Annotated in this window: 13 protein-coding genes and 1 other RNA gene; 13 read left to right on the top strand and 1 reads right to left on the bottom strand. The window is 52.9% G+C overall.

The features are described from left to right. The first annotated feature begins 159 nt into the window (after positions 1-159). From Pmgp_RS13015 to ssrA, 13 genes are all read left to right on the top strand, one after another. Positions 160-762: a DUF1405 domain-containing protein gene (locus Pmgp_RS13015; RefSeq protein WP_134214439.1), complete on the top strand. Its 603-nt coding sequence runs from the start codon at positions 160-162 to the stop codon at positions 760-762. Between the two features lie 137 nt (positions 763-899). Beyond that, on the top strand, positions 900-2,315 hold the full coding sequence (rpoN, locus tag Pmgp_RS13010; protein ID WP_134214438.1) for an RNA polymerase factor sigma-54: 1,416 nt from the start codon (positions 900-902) through the stop codon (positions 2,313-2,315). Positions 2,316-2,633: 318 nt separating this feature from the next. After that, a complete protein-coding gene (gene gap, locus Pmgp_RS13005) occupies positions 2,634-3,668 on the top strand; it encodes a type I glyceraldehyde-3-phosphate dehydrogenase (protein ID WP_134214417.1) in 1,035 nt (344 codons plus the stop codon). 213 nt (positions 3,669-3,881) lie between these two features. After that, a complete protein-coding gene (locus Pmgp_RS13000) occupies positions 3,882-5,063 on the top strand; it encodes a phosphoglycerate kinase (RefSeq protein ID WP_134214416.1) in 1,182 nt (393 codons plus the stop codon). 176 nt (positions 5,064-5,239) lie between these two features. Beyond that, positions 5,240-6,007, top strand: a complete 768-nt coding sequence (gene tpiA / locus Pmgp_RS12995; RefSeq protein WP_134214415.1) for a triose-phosphate isomerase — start codon at positions 5,240-5,242, stop codon at positions 6,005-6,007. Positions 6,008-6,080: 73 nt separating this feature from the next. Then, positions 6,081-7,625, top strand: coding sequence for a 2,3-bisphosphoglycerate-independent phosphoglycerate mutase (gene gpmI / locus Pmgp_RS12990; protein WP_134214414.1), 1,545 nt, complete (start codon positions 6,081-6,083; stop codon positions 7,623-7,625). Between the two features lie 198 nt (positions 7,626-7,823). Then, positions 7,824-9,119 (top strand): phosphopyruvate hydratase, encoded by a 1,296-nt coding sequence (eno, locus tag Pmgp_RS12985; protein ID WP_134214413.1) that lies wholly within the window; start codon positions 7,824-7,826, stop codon positions 9,117-9,119. 63 nt (positions 9,120-9,182) lie between these two features. Next, positions 9,183-9,416 carry a preprotein translocase subunit SecG gene (secG, locus tag Pmgp_RS12980; protein ID WP_134214412.1) on the top strand — a complete coding sequence of 78 codons (234 nt, stop codon included), beginning with the start codon at positions 9,183-9,185 and terminating at the stop codon, positions 9,414-9,416. A 43-nt stretch (positions 9,417-9,459) separates the two neighbouring features. Continuing rightward, positions 9,460-11,523: a sodium-translocating pyrophosphatase gene (locus tag Pmgp_RS12975; protein WP_134214437.1), complete on the top strand. Its 2,064-nt coding sequence runs from the start codon at positions 9,460-9,462 to the stop codon at positions 11,521-11,523. A gap of 72 nt (positions 11,524-11,595) precedes the next feature. Continuing rightward, positions 11,596-12,030, top strand: coding sequence for a PaaI family thioesterase (locus Pmgp_RS12970; RefSeq protein WP_134214411.1), 435 nt, complete (start codon positions 11,596-11,598; stop codon positions 12,028-12,030). After that, entirely contained in the window at positions 12,027-12,578 is a 552-nt protein-coding gene (locus Pmgp_RS12965; RefSeq protein WP_134214410.1) for an HDIG domain-containing metalloprotein, read from the top strand. Before Pmgp_RS12970 ends, Pmgp_RS12965 begins: the two co-directional genes overlap by 4 nt. Positions 12,579-12,822: 244 nt before the next feature. Continuing rightward, on the top strand, positions 12,823-13,284 hold the full coding sequence (gene smpB / locus Pmgp_RS12960) for an SsrA-binding protein SmpB (RefSeq protein ID WP_134214409.1): 462 nt from the start codon (positions 12,823-12,825) through the stop codon (positions 13,282-13,284). 49 nt (positions 13,285-13,333) lie between these two features. Continuing rightward, positions 13,334-13,686: a transfer-messenger RNA gene (ssrA, locus tag Pmgp_RS12955) on the top strand. Between the two features lie 374 nt (positions 13,687-14,060). Here ssrA and Pmgp_RS12950 read toward each other — a convergent pair. Further along, the gene (locus Pmgp_RS12950) at positions 14,061-15,098 is read right to left on the bottom strand and encodes a tyrosine-type recombinase/integrase (RefSeq protein ID WP_243119841.1); all 1,038 of its coding nucleotides are present in this window, start codon (positions 15,096-15,098) and stop codon (positions 14,061-14,063) included. Between the last annotated feature and the right edge of the window lie 35 nt (positions 15,099-15,133).

Here is a 15,133-nt window from a genome sequence, read left to right as displayed (position 1 = left end):
ACGACTGAAATCGTAGGTGCAATTTTAACCGACTAAGGTCACAATAAGTCCGGATAAATCCGGACCTACAATTAGTTTGTAAGAAGTGTGGCAAAGCTGCTACTTTTTGAGACAGGAGAACCGTCCCTTTGTCTCAGTTTAAGGGAAAGGAAAGAGGACTTGATACTGATAAAGCTCTGGCGGGATTTTTGGCGTGACCCCTGGCAGGCCCGCTTTACTGTGCCTCTGGTGGTTATCAACGCCCTGGGTTCCGGGTTCGGGTACTACTGGTACCACGAACAGCTGGCGGCAACACCCTTTTATAACTGGCTTTTTGTGCCGGACAGCCCCCTTGCCAGCACGCTGGTCACCCTGGCGCTGCTCATGCGCGGGGATACCGCTCTAAAACGCCTTTTTCAAACGGTGGCCTTTACCGCGGCCATTAAGTATGGTATCTGGGCTATGGTGATCATTACCCAGTACTGGGGCATGGGCGGGCCGGTAGGTATTGTCGAGCTGGCGCTCTGGTTTTCCCACCTGGGCATGGCGGTTGAGGGCGGCATCTTTTTAAAGAACCTGCAGCTTGACCGCACAACTGTCACTGTTACAGGCATATGGATGCTTTTGAACGACTTTATGGACTATGTGGCCGGGCTGCACCCTTACCTTTTTGCCCAGGGGCAGGAATTTTTAGCTGTTGCCGCGGCACTGGCGCTGTCATTCTTGATTACCGGCAGCCTGGCCATGCGTCAAAGGATTGTGACAGCCAGGCAGCCCTCTTAAAAAAACAGGGCCCTTTTTTCTATAAGAAATGAGATAATTGCTTGATATTATTGATCTCGAGGCAGGAAAAAGCCCTGTTATCAGAGAATATAATAAATTAAGTCAGGAAGTTCTTTTTTTCTCAAGGGGTGAATCAGGTGCGAGTGGGTTACGGACTGAATATTGAGCAGACACAAAAGTTAATCATGACCCCCGAACTGCGGCAGGCAATTACTGTGCTGCAGCTTTCCGCGCTTGACCTTTCCATGTATATAGAAGAGCAGTTCCAGGAAAACCCTCTCCTTGAATTAAGGGAGGAAGAAGCAGATAAAGGGTCGGAGCTTGCCGCCAAAGAAAAGCCGGTTGAAGGTGAGGAGCAAAAACGGGAATACGACCTGGACTGGGAAGAGTATTTCCAGGACAGCAGCGATCTGGGTTTCGCCCGCCAGGAAAAGCAGTGGGAGCAGCCTGAGTACAGCTATGAGAATTTTGTATCCAAGGCGCCGACCCTTTCCGAGTACCTGCTGTCCCAGTTATATTTGTGTACTTGCACGATCAACGACATGCGTATTGGTGAATATTTAATCGGCAACATAGATGAAAAGGGCTACCTGCGGGTTTCTCTGGAGGAAGTGGCGTCACAGCTGAAAGCTGACGCTGACGATGTGGACCGGGTACTGCGTCTGATCCAGAGTTTCGACCCGGCGGGTGTGGGCGCCAGAAACCTGGAAGAATGCCTCCTGATCCAGTATAAATTATTGGGAATTAAGAATGACAATGTGAAAAGGTTGATAGAAGGGCACCTGGAAGACCTGGCCAAGGGAAAATTAAGCAAGATCGCCCATGAGCTGGGCGTGACAGTTAAGGAAGTCCAACTTGCGACGGATATCCTCAAAACCCTGGATCCCAAACCCGGGCGCAATTTCTCAAGCCCCAACGAAAACCGCTACATTGTTCCTGATATAGTCCTGGAAAAAGTAAGCGGGGAGTACGTGATCCTGATTAATGACGTGTACATTCCCAGGATCATGATCAACTCCACATACCGCTCAGTGCTTACCAAAGATAAAAACTATGACGTTGACACCCGCCGCTTTGTGGAAAGCAAGCTTAACGCGGCGGCCTGGCTGATCCGCAGCATAGAACAAAGGCGCCTCACTTTATACAAGGTGGCTAACTGTCTTGTTGAAATGCAGCGGGACTTTCTGGACCACGGCATCAAATATTTAAAGCCGCTGAATTTGAAGATGGTGGCGGAGAAAGTTGGCCTGCATGAATCTACCATCAGCAGGGCTACTTCCAACAAATATATCCAGACCCCGCAGGGTGTTTTTGAAATGAAATATTTCTTCTCAACGGGACTGAACAATGCGGCCGGAACCACCACATCATCCGAGTGCATCAAGAAAATGCTGCAGGAAATCGTTGCCGGGGAAGACAGCAGGATTCCTCTGAACGACCAGAAGATATCAGAAATTTTTAAACAGAAGGGGATTAGTATTTCCAGGCGCACCGTCGCCAAGTACCGTGATGAACTGGGCATACCCTGTATAGGAAAAAGAAAAAGATATTAGAGCCTTTACTGATAATTACTGCATTGTTGTTGAATTGACTTTGTAATGTGCAGATTGACACCAAAGCCCTGGCAAGAATTTTGAAAATTCTTTGTATTTTTTTTGAGGCTGCAAGTTTTTCAGGAGCCTTTAGTGTCGCCGGATTTAAGCTGGTTAAAGAAAATTATGGGGTACGGGCGTAAAGCTTGTACCCCATAATTTCTCCCCCAAAGTGTAATTAACGGAAGGATCTTTTTACACGGGCGGAGAATATAGAGTGTACTATTTTCATAAAATGTGGCTAAAAAGGTATACTAATGAAGGGAGCGATTTGTTCAAATGGGGTATAGGATTGGTATAAATGGATTGGGAAGGATTGGCCATGATGTTTTAAGGTGTGCCCTGAATCGCTCTGACCTTGAAGTAGTGGCTGTCAATCACAAGTCCAGGAGGATCCCGGTAACAGATACCTACGCTCACTCAGTCGCGCACATGCTCAAGTATGACTCCATCTACGGTATTTTTGACGGGGATATCGGGGCTAAAGAAGGCGCTATTTTTGTGAACGGGCGTGAAATAAAGATTTTTGCTGAAGCAGACCCGGAACGCCTGCCGTGGAAAGAGCTTGGCGTTGACTATGTAGTGGAGTCGACAGGGAAGCTGAACAACCCTGCCGAAGCGGAAAAACATATTAAGGCAGGCGCCAGGAAAGTTGTCCTGAGCGGTCCGGCCAAAGGCGGAGAGTGCCTGACGGTGGTCATGGGGGTCAACGAGGAGAAATACGACCCGGCGGTGCACCATGTGGTTTCCAACGCTTCCTGTACAACTAACTGTCTGGCGCCGGTGGCCAAAGTGATCAACGACAGTTTTGGCATAGTGAAGGGATTGATGACCACTGTCCATGCCTATACTAATGACCAGCAGCTGCTCGACATGCCCCACCGGGATTTAAGAAGGGGCAGGGCCGTTGACATGTCCATCATTCCCACCACGACAGGGGCGGCCAAGGCGGTAGCGCTGGTTTTACCCGAGTTGAAGGGCAAGATTAACGGTTTTTCGATGCGGGTACCGGTCCCGACCGTTTCAGTGGTCGACTTTGTGGCTGAACTGGCAAAGCCTGCAACTGTGGAAGAGATAAACAACGCTCTTAAGGAAGCTGCCAATGGTTATCTTAAAGGTATTCTGGATTACTGTGAGCTTCCTCTTGTATCAGTTGATTTCAAAGGCAACTCCCACTCAGCTATAATTGACGCCCTGTCCACCATGGTTATTGAAGGGAATATGGCCAAAGTTATTGCCTGGTATGACAATGAATGGGGTTACTCGGAGCGGGTCCTGGACCTGCTGACCTATATGGCCGCGAAGGAAGCATAAACTGCCGGCCGGCATCATATGCAGCGTATGCTTATATAAAAAAAATTTGGTTATATTAATTTTACCTAATAAAGCGCTGTAAGATAAAGACAGTTTACGTCAGGGCCGGTGAGGCCGGGAGTGGATCAGACACACCGGCCAGCCGGCGATACCGGCTGAACTGGCATGTTTTACAGCGCTTTGCAGGGATATTGGAAAGGAGGTGTCATACACATGGCCAAAAAAACTATTAGGGACATTGATGTGTCAGGCAAGCGGGTCCTGGTAAGAGTAGATTTTAACATCCCGCTGGATAACGGCCAGGTGACCGAGGATAACCGGATCGTCACGGCGCTGCCCACCATCAATTATCTCATTGAGCAGAAAGCAAAGATAATTCTCATTTCCCACCTCGGGCGGCCCAAGGGGCAAGTGGATGAAAAATACAGGATGGATCCAGTGGCCAGACGCCTTTCGGAACTTCTTGGCAAAGAAGTGGTCAAGCTTGGTGACTGTGTCGGTGATGAGGTGCGGGCAACAATAGAAAAAATGCAGGCCGGCGACGTCATACTGCTGGAAAATGTGCGCTTCCACCCGGAAGAAGAGAAAAACGATGAGAAATTTGCCAGGCAGCTTGCGGATCTGGCTGATATTTATGTTAATGACGCTTTCGGCGCGGCGCACCGGGCTCATGCTTCAACTGACGGTGTGGCTGAGTTCTTACCTGCGGTGGCAGGCTTTTTAATGGAAAAGGAACTGGACATACTGGGCAGGCTGCTTACCCACCCCGAGCATCCTTTTGTCGCCATCCTCGGCGGCGCCAAGGTGACGGATAAGATAGCGGTTATTGCGAACCTGCTTGATAAAGTGGACACCATGATTATCGGCGGCGGAATGTCTAATACATTCCTGAAGGCGCAGGGATATGACGTCGGCAAATCCCTGGTGGATATCAGCAAAGTGGATCTGGCCAAGAGTATGATCAGTGAAGCAAAAAGCAAGGGGGTCAGGCTGCTCCTGCCCGTGGATGTGGTGATAGCGCCTGTGGCCGCGCCTGATGCTGAGCAGAAGAATGTCCCCGTGGACCGGATTCCGCCTGAGTGGATGGCTCTTGATATTGGAGCCGACACGGTAGCTCTGTTTACTGAAGCTCTCAAAACAGCCAGCACCATTGTTTGGAACGGCCCCATGGGAGTTTTTGAAATGGCTCCTTTCGCCAAAGGGACTGAGGCGATAGCCGATGCCATGGCCGAGAGCAAAGGCGCCACTATTGTAGGCGGCGGTGATTCGGTCGCCGCTGTCATAAAAGCGGGCGTAGCCGGTAAGATAACCCATATGTCCACCGGCGGCGGCGCTTCCCTGGAATTCTTAGAGGGAAGAAAACTGCCCGGCGTAGAAGCGCTTATGGATAAATGAGACGTGGGAAATGGGAAGTGAGAAGTGGGATTTAGGCATTCCTCTCGGGAATTCTAAGAGCCATACATACTGTAACTGTCACCATAAGATATAAATTCTTTTAAGACCCGGTAGGAATACAGGATATACCCACGGCCCACGTCTCACGACTCACGGCTAATACGGGGGGTGAGTATATGTCGCGCAGGCCCATCATTGCGGGAAACTGGAAAATGCATAAAACCATAGCGGAAGCTCTTGCCCTGGTACAGGAGATAAAAGAGGCGGCAGCCGGCTGTGACGGAGTCGAGGTGGCTGTGTGTCCTCCTTTTACCGCCCTGGCTCCCGTGGTTGAAGCTTTAAGAGGCACGGACATAGCGGTCGGAGCGCAGAATGTGCACTGGGAGGACAAGGGCGCCTATACCGGGGAAATATCGCCGGTAATGCTGCGGGACGCCGGCTGCCGTTACGTGATCATAGGCCATTCGGAGCGGAGGCAGTACTTCGGCGAGACCGATGAAAACGTCAACCGCAAGGTGAAAGCGGTTTTTGCCCAGGGCCTCACCCCGATCATGTGTGTGGGCGAAACACTCGCTGAAAGAGAAGCAGGTGTTACTGAAAAAGTTGTGCGGACCCAGACTGAGGCGGGGCTGGCCGCTCTAACCGGCGAGCAGGTGGCCGGCATGGTCATAGCTTATGAGCCGGTCTGGGCTATCGGGACAGGTAAAACCGCCTCAGACGAGGATGCCCAGCAGGTGATCAGCTTTATCCGGGGCATCGTAGCTGGACTATACGGGGACAGCGCCGCCGGGCGCGTACGCATCCAGTACGGCGGCAGCGTCAAGCCGGAAAACGCCGCGGGGCTGATGGCCAAGCCCGATATCGACGGCGCCCTGGTAGGCGGCGCCAGCCTGGAAGCCGCAAGCTTCACAGGAATTATAAGAGCAGTAGTGAGTAGTGAGTAGTCGGTAGTCAGTAAAATTATTTTTTCCGACTACTGACTACCGACAACCGACTACCGAATTTGGAGGTAAGGTTTTGACAGTAAATGGAAAGACCCTGGTTTTGCTGATCCTAGACGGCTGGGGTGTGAATCCCAGTCCGGAGGGCAACGCTATAGCCAGGGCTGACTTGCCGAATTACAAAAAAATCCTGGCCGGTTACCCGCACAGCCTGCTTACCTGTTCAGGCGAGGAGGTTGGGCTGCCGGAAGGGCAAATGGGCAACTCGGAGGTAGGGCACCTTAATATTGGGGCCGGCCGGGTGGTCTACCAGGACCTTACCAGGATCACCCGGGCGGTCAAAGACGGGAGCTTTTTTAAAAACGAAGTTTTGCTGGACGCGGTAAACCGCGCCAGGGAAAGCGGCGGGGCTCTGCATTTAATGGGCCTGCTGTCCGACGGAGGGGTGCACAGCCATATCAACCACCTGTACGCCCTGTTAGCCCTGGCGGCAAAGGAGAACATGCGCAAAGTTTTTGTGCACGCGTTTCTGGACGGGCGCGACGTGCCGCCTGCCAACGCCAAAGAATATACTGAACCTTTGGAAAAAAAATTCAGCGAACTGGGCTTTGGGGCCGCAGCCACCATTATGGGCCGCTACTTCGCCATGGACAGGGACCGCCGCTGGGACCGGGTGGAGAGAGCCTTTAACGCTATGACCTGCGGCGAGGGCTTCCATACCGAAACCACGGCTGAGGCGATTGACCGGGGCTACGCGAGAAGCGAGACCGACGAATTTATCCAGCCGACAGTGATCATACACCACGACGGCATGGCCGTCGGCAATATCCGCAGCGGCGACTCAGTTATTTTTTTTAACTTCAGACCTGACCGGGCCAGGGAGATAACCAGGGCTTTCGTCGACCACAATTTTAGCGGTTTTACCAGGAAGAAAGGTTTTCCCGGTGTTCATTTCACCTGCATGACCCTTTACGATAAAAGTATTGACGCGCCTGTCGCTTTTAAGCCGCAGTCATTAAACAACACGCTGGGGGAGGTTCTCAGCAAAAACGGAATCAGCCAGCTGAGGCTGGCGGAAACAGAAAAATACGCCCACGTTACGTTTTTTTTTAATGGGGGCGTGGAGGAGCCGAACCCGCTGGAAGAAAGGATCCTGATACCCTCACCTAAAGTAGCCACCTATGACCAGAAGCCTGAAATGAGCGCGAACGAAATCACCGAAAAGTTTCTAGAGCAGTTGGAGGCCGGACGGCACGGGGTAATCATTATGAATTACGCCAACCCTGATATGGTAGGGCACACCGGAGACATGGAAGCCACGGTCAAAGCTTTAAACACAATAGACAGCTGTCTGGGGAAGGTGGCCGCCGCCGTGCTTGAGCGTGACGGCACGCTTCTGATTACGGCCGACCACGGCAATGCCGACGAGATGAAGGACAAAGAGGGCCATCCCCACACCGCCCACACTACCAACCCCGTGCCCTTTATCTTAGTCAAACGCGACACAGCCGGCATCCGCTTGCGGGACGGCTGCCTCAGGGATATAGCGCCGACCATGCTGCAGCTGTTGGGCATAGCCAAACCGCCGGAGATGACGGGAGATACACTGATTGAGTCATAGGACGTAGGCTATAACGAGTCGTAGGGCGTAGGCTATTGGCCGTAGGTATATTATGAATTTCTACGGGTCTTCAACAAAAGAGGATTGGTTGATGCCTACCCCTTAAAGTTTACGACTTGTTTTTTTAGAAACTGGAAAACTAAAAGTAAGGGATGGGCCTTGAGGCGCCTGTCCATAACTTAGAAGGAGTGATACCTTATGTCTACCATTATTGATGAAGTAATTGCCCGGGAAATCCTGGACTCGCGCGGCAACCCGACTGTCGAGGTCGAGGTTTATTTGGAAGACGGGACTATGGGCAGGGCCGCTGTCCCCTCCGGAGCGTCGACCGGCGCTTATGAAGCGGTGGAATTAAGAGATAACGATGAAAACCGCTACAATGGCAAGGGCGTGTTAAAAGCTGTTGAAAACGTCAACTCCATTATCGCCCCTGAAGTTGAAGGCTATGACGCCACCGACCAGCTGGGCATTGACCAGGCCATGATTGAACTCGACGGCACGCCCAATAAAGGCAGGCTGGGCGCGAACGCCACCTTGGCCGTGTCCATGGCGGCGGCGAAGGCCGCGGCCGCGGCGCTGGGACTCCCACTTTACCAGTACCTGGGCGGGGCCAATAGCAAAGTGCTGCCCGTGCCGATGATGAATATTCTAAACGGCGGCAAACACGCCGACAACAATGTCGACATCCAGGAATTCATGATCATGCCCGTTGGCGCCGCCGACTTTGCCGAAGCGCTGAGAATGGGCGCCGAGGTTTACCACAAGCTTAAAAGTGTCCTGAAAAAGAAAGGCCTGAACACCGCCGTGGGTGACGAGGGTGGTTTCGCCCCCATGCTCGGCTCCAACGAGGAAGCCCTGGAAGTGATCATCGAGGCTGTCACAGCCGCCGGCTACAAGCCGGGTGAGCAGGTAATGCTGGCTTTAGACCCCGCCGCCACAGAGTTTTACAAAGGCGGCAAGTACGTTTTCGAGGCCGAGGGTACCAGCCGCAGCGCCGCTGAAATGGTAGACTACTACACCATGCTGGTGGACAAGTACCCCATCATATCCATTGAGGACGGTTTGGCCGAAGACGACTGGGATGGCTGGCGCCTGCTGACTGAGCGCCTGGGCGGCAGGATCCAGATTGTGGGTGACGATATTTTTGTGACGAACACGGAGCGGCTGGCCCGCGGCATTAAGGAAGGCGTGGCCAACTCGATCCTGATCAAGCTAAACCAGATCGGCACCATCACCGAAACACTGGACGCCATTGAAATGGCCAGGCAGTCCGGCTACACCGCTGTTGTTTCGCACCGTTCCGGTGAGACTGAGGACGCCACTATCGCCGACCTGGTGGTAGCTGTTAACGCCGGCCAAATTAAAACGGGGGCCCCCTGCCGCACCGACCGGGTGGCCAAATACAACCAGCTGCTCAGGATAGAGGAAGAACTCGGGGGTTTGTCCCTGTACAAAGGGAAGAAGACTTTCTATAATCTCAGGCACCTCCTGTGATTTACAGATTTTTCACATTATGATATAATGTCTTTTGGTATTTTAGTCAGAGGAGGGAAATAGGTGGGCGCAGCAAAAATTATACTGACCGTATTTCATGTACTTCTGTCGATAGGCCTGATTACAGCCGTAGTTCTGCAGTCCGGCAGGAGCGCCGGCCTCTCCGGAGTTATTTCCGGCGGCGCCGAAACTCTGTTTGGCAAGAAAAAAGGGATGGACGAGCTTTTAGGCAAGGTCACTATCGGTGTCGCTGTCCTGTTCGGATTGACAGCGCTTGTTTTGGTTGTTATTCAATAGAAGTTTCTTAGGATGAGGAGGAAATAAGCCAGTGCAGGAATCTATGACACTAGCCGCAATCGGTGCAATTGTTGGGGCGGTAGCCCTGCTCTTTGCTCTTGTGACTTTTGCCGCTATTCTGAAAGAGTCGATGGGTACGCCCAAAATGAAAGAGATATCTGAGGCGATCCAGGAAGGCGCCATGGCCTACCTGAACCGCCAGTATAAGACGTTGATACCGTTTACCATTATTATCGCCATTTTACTGGTCCTGGTGCTGCCGAGGCTGGACCCCCGCGTGCAGGGGGGCGCCCTGGCCGTATCATTCCTGGTAGGCGCCATCAGCTCGGCTATTGCCGGATACATCGGCATGAACAGCACTACCAAGTCCAACGCGCGCACCGCGGAAGCCGCCCGGAGCTTCGGCCTGGGCAAAGCTTTAAAAGTATCTTTCCGCGCCGGCGCGGTTATGGGCCTTTCCGTGGCGGGTCTCGGCCTGCTGGGAGTTTCGGTATTATTCCTGATTTATAAAGACCCTGTGGTTATTAACAGCTTTGCCTTCGGCGCCAGCGCCATCGCGTTCTTCGCCAGGGTAGGCGGCGGTATCTACACCAAGGCCGCCGATGTGGGCGCCGACCTGGTCGGCAAGGTTGAGGCCGGTATCCCCGAGGATGACCCGCGCAACCCGGCCACCATCGCCGACAACGTGGGCGACAACGTGGGCGACACCGCCGGCATGGGCGCCGACCTGTTCGAGTCTTACGCGGCCACAACCATCGCCGCCATGATCATCGGCAATTCCATTTTTGGAGTTAAAGGAGCGCTCTTCCCCCTGGTGGTAGGCGCTATCGGTATTATCGCTTCCATTCTGGGCACCTTCTTTGTCCGCACCGGTGAGGGCGGCAACCCGCAGGCGGCCCTGAATGTGGGCCTGTGGTCGACCAATGTTATGACAGCCATAGGCGTTTACTTACTGGCCAGCTGGACCTTCGGCAGCGAGGGTCTGGGTATATTCTTCGCCGTACTCGCCGGCCTGATCGTCAACGTGGCCATCGGCGCCCTGACCGAGTACTACACCGCCAACAACAAACCTCCCTGCCTGCGCATCGCCGAGGCTTCCAAGACCGGCCCGGCCACCAACGTCATTCATGGCCTGGCGGTGGGCCTGGAGTCTGTGTTTTGGCCGATGGTGTTTTTCGCGGGAGCTATTTATTTCGCCTTCTGGGTAGCCGGCTGGATTCAGCCCACCCACGCTATTTACGGTATCGCCATGGCGGCCATGGGCATGCTTTCCACCGCCGGTATCGTGGTGGCCATGGACTCTTTCGGACCTGTCGCCGACAACGCCGGCGGGATTGCCGAAATGGCCGGGCTGCCGCCTGAAGTCCGCCAAAAGACCGATAAACTGGACGCTGTGGGTAACACCACCGCCGCTATCGCCAAAGGTTTTGCCATCGGTTCCGCCGCCCTGACCGCGCTGGCCCTCTTCCAGGCCTTTGCCGATGAAGTGGTCAGGAACCCCAAACTGCAGCACCTGCTTACTAACGGCCACCTGGTGATCAACCTTAACGACCCCCTGGTCCTGGTAGGACTGCTGATCGGCGCTTCGATTCCTTTCGTGATCGGTTCCTCCACCATGCGCGCGGTTGGTGAGGCTGCCTACGGCATGGTGAACGAAGTGCGCCGCCAGTTCCGCGAAATCAAGGGAATCATGGACGGGACTGAAAAACCGGACTACGCCCGCTGCGTCAGTATCGCTACCGGCGCCGCCATTCAAAAGATGATCTTCCCTGGTCTGGTGGCTGTAATCATGCCACTGATCGTTGGATTCGGCCTGGGCGCGCTGGCCCTGGCCGGTTACCTGGCCGGCCTGACTGCGACCGGTGTCTTGATGGCGCTTTTCCTGGCCAACGCCGGAGGCGCCTGGGACAACGCCAAGAAATGGATTGAGGCGGGTAACCTGGGCGGCAAAAAGGTAGACGGGCAGCCAAACCCGGTGCACCAGGCGGCTGTTATCGGTGACACCGTGGGTGACCCCTGCAAGGATACTTCAGGGCCGGCGATGAACCCGCTGATCAAGGTAGCCGGTACAATCTCCCTGATTATCGGCTCGGTTCTTTTCCACTAAAACAAAAAACGCCGGGGCAACCCGGCAGTTTTTTTAGAATCCGAATAATAAAAGCGGAAGGATGTGACTTCATTGACCAAACCGCTTAAAGATGAAACTAATATCTGTTTTGGCTGCAGCCCGAACAACCCCATCGGGCTCAAGATGGAGTTTGAGGACGACGGGGATGTCTGCAGGGCTTACTACACAGCCCGCCCTGAGCATATGGGCTGGAACGACGTGGTGCACGGCGGCCTGGTCGCCACCATGCTGGATGAAGCTATGGGCAGGTGGCTGTGGGTCAGGAACCTGATCACCATGACCGCTGAAATGACCATCCGTTACAGCAAGCCGGTCCCGGTGGGTGTCAGGCTGACCGTGGAAAGCAGCGGGGTGTCCCAAAAGGGAAAGCTGATCGAAATGACTGCCCGGATTATCCTGCCGGACGGCTCACTGGCCGCGCGGGCCAGGGCCAAGTTTTTGAAAGTCGGGCCGGGCAATTTGCCTGAGAAAGGTGACGCAGAATGAACAGAGAAGAAGCTCTGGCACTATTAAAGAAAAACCTTACCAACAAGAACCTATTTAACCACTCTCTCGCCGTTGAAGCGGTGATGCGCCGGCTGGCCAAACATTTTGGCCAGGACGTGGAAGTCTGGGGCCTGGCCGGGCTGCTGCACGACATTGACTACGACCGCACCAAGGACGATCCAGAGAAGCACAGCCTGGAAGGTGCGGAGTTGCTGGCTGAGCTTGGGCTCTCCGAAGAAATCGTATATGCGGTGAAAGTGCATAACTCCCGCCACGGGCTGCCCCGCCTGTCATTGATGGACAAGGCCCTTTTCGCCACCGACCCTCTAACCGGCATGATTGTAGCCGGGGCCTTAATTCGCCCGGAGAAGAAATTAGCGGCCATAGACGTGCCGTTTTTAATAAACCGCTTTCACGAAAAAAGCTTTGCCCGCGGCGCCAACAGGGAAACGATCAAGGCCTGCTCCGAGATGGGACTTTCACTGGAAGAGTTTCTGGGACTCGGGCTGGAGGCCATGCAGGGAATTGCTGCGGAGTTAAAACTATAATTGGTGTAGTCGGGGACATTCCAATCGGGGACATTCCTCCGACCTCAGAGTGCTGCCGATAAGAGAGGTGTGTCCCCATTCCTATGTCTTTGTCTTGCCACGGGCATATGCATTCTTATACCTCCTTGACAAAAAAAACGGCACTGCTATAATTAAATTGCAAATGAGATAACCGTCTTGTCTTGTAATACCCTTATCCGCGTCACAAGCTGGAAAAGGGGTTTATTTTTCGGGAGATACGGGTATGGCTGTTAAAACTGTCACTGAAAACCGAAAGGCCAGGCATGAATACTTCATCCTGGAGACTTACGAGGCCGGCCTGGCTTTGACCGGGACCGAGGTCAAGTCCCTGCGCGCCGGCAAGGCCAACCTGCAGGACAGCTATGCCCGCGTTGAAAACGCCGAGTTGATGCTGTATAATATGCATATAAGTCCTTATGACCAGGGGAACCGGTTCAACCACGAGCCCAAGCGCACCCGCAGGCTGCTGATGCACAAGCAGGAGATCCTGCGGCTTTTGGGCAAGACCAGGGAAAAGGGCCTGGCCTTAATCCCGCTGAAGGTTTATTTCAAGGACGGCCTGGCCAAGGTCGAGCTGGCCCTGGCCAAAGGCAAGAAGCTTTACGACCGCAGGGACGACATCGCCGCAAGAGACGCGAGGAGGGAAATAGACCGGGCGGTAAAGGAAAAGCTGAGACTTCATTAGAAAATTTAACTGTCACAATAACTCTTGGGCCTATGACCCAAAACAACATGGGGGCGTAATGGGTTCGACGGGGGAAGCGGTGGCAGGAGGAGCGAGCCGGGGTTTCCATCAGCCCGCAAAACGGTGGAAAAATTATAATTGCCAACAACGAATACGCCTTAGCAGCTTAATTGCTGTTAACCTTCTACCCGCGCTGGGCCCGTGGCCCGGGCCAGGGGGTCATTTAAACGGGCTGGCTCAAGTCCCAATTCTCGGAGGGTTTGAGCAAGATCTATCGAGATAGTGCCAAGGGAGCCCGGCTGTAGGCGCCCGCGGCGCGAAACCTAAACTGCAGCCTGCGCTCGGAGAAACTCCTGTGGTCGGTCTTCCGGACGGTGGGTTCGATTCCCCCCGCCTCCACCATAATGTGTGATCAATTTAGATGCAGGGCTGTTTTGCCCAGTAACCATGCGGATTTGCGAGCCTTTCGAAGCGATTTTGGAAGGCTCGTTTTCCGTAGATGCATTTCGAGTTTTTAGACATGCCTTGGGGATTTGAACCCTCGAATAGATTTATCGTGGAGTTGTCAAATTTGGTTTAGTCCCTAAACTCGTAATTTTAGAAAATGTTAATAAATGTTAGATAAATGGATTCCTTCTGGAAATACTATATTTAGCTCTTATCTACTGGCAGGATAGGGCATATTCCGTTTTTTGATGTATTCCGATTATTTATCAAACCATGCTGGGAACGCAAGACAACTCATTACGCCCCCAGCGATTTATCGGGATATTGTTTTAGCCCAATCCAAGTAGACGCTTGATCATTTCTTCGTTGCCGTCCCATGTAGCCTCTTCAGCTTCCGGACTAACTGAGCCGGTCACAACCGATGCACTCTCAATGGCTTTGCGCTTCATCTCGTTGTCTGCGCGGGCATAGATCAATGTTGTCATCGGATCGTTATGACCAAGAAACTGAGCTAGCAATTCTAGTGGCATTCCTGCCTGATACAGAAGCATGGCACGCGTTTTTCTGATCAAGTGTGGGTGAACACAATCAGGGACTTCTGAGCACTCAGCTTTTGCAGAATCTCCGTATTTGCTGACAAATCTGGCCACGTTGTCATCAGACATCTGCCCCTTTTTGCCATGCCGAATCGTATAGAACATGGGAACAAATCCGTCTTTTTGGGGATGGAAGGTTTTCGCGTATCTGTGAAAATGCTGAATTGTACCATCGCTAATCGGTACACTTCTCGGTTTGTCCCCTTTCCCTAATAAATAGACAACTTTTCCTACCGGATCAAAATCACAAAAACGCATGGATAGCATTTCGCAGTCACGGGCAGCTGAGTCATACATTAACACCAAAAAGAATAAATCGCGAATCCCGATTTTCTTGGATGGGTCAGGTTGGCGAAGAACAGCGGTTATTGCATCCTTGGACATATACTCCAGCATGAAGGACTTGTTCACATCTTTTTGCAGCGGGATACCCCGCAGGTCTTCCAGATAAAAAACAAGTGTTGGTTCGATGCTGGCTACATAACGAAAAAATGAGCGGATGCGTGCTAGTCGGTGATTTCGTGTAGACGGAGTCCATCCTTTTGTCTGCTGCATTTTATCCAGAAAATTCATCACGTTCTCGCGGGAAAGATCCGCAAAGGTGAGGCTCTCAACACGCTTACCGGTTGCGCAACAGACGAAGGAAAGCAGCATATTCCACACCTGCTGCGTGGCTAGGATCGTATGCGAGCTGCGCCGAGCCTGTTTAGGTAGGAAAATGGTAAAAAACTCTCGCAGATGTGAGAACAGGTTATCTTTACTCTTCTTCAAAATCATAAACCTCCGGTATGATACCGTCTGAGCGA

The sequence above is a fragment of the Pelotomaculum propionicicum genome (assembly GCF_004369225.1).
Classification (GTDB): domain Bacteria; phylum Bacillota; class Desulfotomaculia; order Desulfotomaculales; family Pelotomaculaceae; genus Pelotomaculum_B; species Pelotomaculum_B propionicicum.
This window is presented reverse-complemented; position numbering and strand designations above follow the sequence as displayed.

Bases quoted from the DNA above. Each gene is read 5' to 3' on its own strand.
- Pmgp_RS13000 (WP_134214416.1), top strand. From the start codon at position 3,882: ATGGCCAAAAAAACTATTAGGGACATTGATGTGTCAGGCAAGCGGGTC.
- smpB (WP_134214409.1), top strand. From the start codon at position 12,823: ATGGCTGTTAAAACTGTCACTGAAAACCGAAAGGCCAGGCATGAATAC.
- gap (WP_134214417.1), top strand. From the start codon at position 2,634: ATGGGGTATAGGATTGGTATAAATGGATTGGGAAGGATTGGCCATGAT.
- tpiA (WP_134214415.1), top strand. From the start codon at position 5,240: ATGTCGCGCAGGCCCATCATTGCGGGAAACTGGAAAATGCATAAAACC.
- Pmgp_RS12965 (WP_134214410.1), top strand. From the start codon at position 12,027: ATGAACAGAGAAGAAGCTCTGGCACTATTAAAGAAAAACCTTACCAAC.
- Pmgp_RS12975 (WP_134214437.1), top strand. From the start codon at position 9,460: ATGACACTAGCCGCAATCGGTGCAATTGTTGGGGCGGTAGCCCTGCTC.
- eno (WP_134214413.1), top strand. From the start codon at position 7,824: ATGTCTACCATTATTGATGAAGTAATTGCCCGGGAAATCCTGGACTCG.